Source organism: Halohasta sp. A2 (assembly GCF_056175805.1).
In genome coordinates, this window is the sequence record NZ_JAQFWV010000150.1 from 1 (window position 1) to 1,914 (window position 1,914).

The following is a 1,914-nucleotide window of genomic DNA, read 5'->3' on the forward strand; positions in this document are numbered from 1 at the left end:
CAACGCCGTCGCGTCGGCGGCTGATCGCCGCCGACAGCGACTGGATGCCGGTAGAACTCCCAGCCACCGTCTTGCTGGAGGCTAGCCAGCCACCGCAGACACAGATTCAGCACCTATTGGAGGAGATTGGGAGGCTCCTGATGTGATCAACTGAGTGTGTCTTCAAAGGTGAAGTTATAGATAAACGGTGTGTAGTGGATTTCTAACAGATCACGACTGAAGACCCACTAGTGCATCTGTCCCTAGTACCAGCCAAACTGTCCCTACCAGAGACTGACAAACCTATCTGGGAAAACACGTTCGGACTAGGTATTCATACCAGAATTCGGTAGCGAACGGGCCGTTTTAGTCTGCTGGCAACAAAAATAGGGCATGTTTGATTCGCTGGCGCAACACGAAACTACGCTCACACAACCAGCCCCGGAGTACAGTCCTGCGGAGTTGCGTGAGCGCGCGTCGGCATTCATCAGACAGTGTTACGACGAACTCGACAAACGTGATGCCGTCGACGACCGACTCGCAGTAATTGAACGTGAGATCTCGGAGATGGGGTCGTATACACACACGACCGAAGAACTCACCCACGGCGCACGGATGGCCTGGCGCAACAGCAACCGCTGTATCGGGCGACTGTTCTGGCAGTCGCTGGATGTGATCGATGAACGCGACTGCGAAACGCCCAAAGCAGTCCACGAAGCGTGCTGTCGACACATTGAGTATGCGAGAAACGGAGGCGACATCCGGCCGACGATTACGATCTTCCAACCGGACACGCAACATACCGAACGCGTTCGTATCTGGAACGACCAGCTTCTACGGTACGCTGGCTACGAAACCGAAGACGGCATCGTCGGCGATCCGGACCAACGCGAGTTCACGGAGTACTGTGAATCTATAGGTTGGGAAGGCAACGGTGGTCGGTTCGATCCGCTCCCACACGTTATCCAGGTCGGCGACGGCGATCCAGTGCTATTCGAGGTCCCCGAAGAGTTGTTCGTCGAGGTTCCAATCACACACCCGGAGTACGAGTGGGTTGCCGAACTCGGTCTACGCTGGTACGATGTGCCGATTATCTCGAACATGCGACTCGAAATCGGCGGGCTCAATTACACTGCTGCACCGTTCAATGGCTGGTATGTGGGCACTGAAATCGGCGCGCGAAACCTCGCTGACCAGGATCGATACGATATGCTCTCGGCGGTCGGCCAGCGGCTCGGCTACGACACCTCGGAGAACCGCTCGCTGTGGAAAGACGAGGCACTCGTCGTCCTCAACCAGGCAGTGTTGCACTCCTACGAAAAGGCGGGCGTGAAGATCGTCGACCATCACACCGCAACTGACCAGTTCGCACAGTTCGAACAAAACGAGACAAACGATGGGCGCTCGGTCACCGGTGATCGGAGCTGGCTACTGCCGCCAATGAGTTCTGCAACAACACACGTATTCGACCAGTCGTACGACACCACCGTCCGGACGCCTAGTTTCTTTTATATTCCACAACAACTCCCAGATCAATAAGACAACGTCGTATTTTGTGTCCTATTCGTTATTAATGAAGAAGATCTTAGTGATGACGAGACTGCCTGCTCCGAAGCACTCGTCCAGTGCGGATATGAACTCCATATTAGTGTTCGACGTGGTGGGCGTCCTCTTCGAGCTCTGTCAGGACCTCCTTGAGGATGTGCTCGGTCGTCGGGTCACCGAGGTTGGCCGCCAGTTGGATGTGCTCGCGCATCTCCTGGATCATATCGCCGTAGGCATCCATATCGTTGGCCAGCGAGGTGCGAATGTCGTAGACGTCCTCGCCTTCGAACTCAATAGTGGCGCGTTCCTCCTGGTTGGCTGGGCCTGCAACCGGAACGCCGCCGATCGCCTGTGCGCGTTCAGCGATCCGGTCGGCACCTTCTTCAAGAT

At 55.9% G+C, this 1,914-nt stretch carries 2 protein-coding genes; one reads left to right on the forward strand and one right to left on the reverse strand.

Going from position 1 to position 1,914, the window contains the following annotated elements; genetic code table 11:
- Positions 1 to 372 precede the first annotated feature (372 nt).
- The gene (locus O2S87_RS18500) at positions 373 to 1,518 is read left to right on the forward strand and encodes a nitric oxide synthase oxygenase (RefSeq protein WP_475410192.1); all 1,146 of its coding nucleotides are present in this window, start codon (positions 373 to 375) and stop codon (positions 1,516 to 1,518) included.
- 106 nt (positions 1,519 to 1,624) lie between these two features.
- Here O2S87_RS18500 and O2S87_RS18505 read toward each other — a convergent pair.
- On the reverse strand, positions 1,625 to 1,914 hold a 290-nt coding region (locus O2S87_RS18505; RefSeq protein ID WP_475410193.1), incomplete at its 5' end, for a ferritin-like domain-containing protein.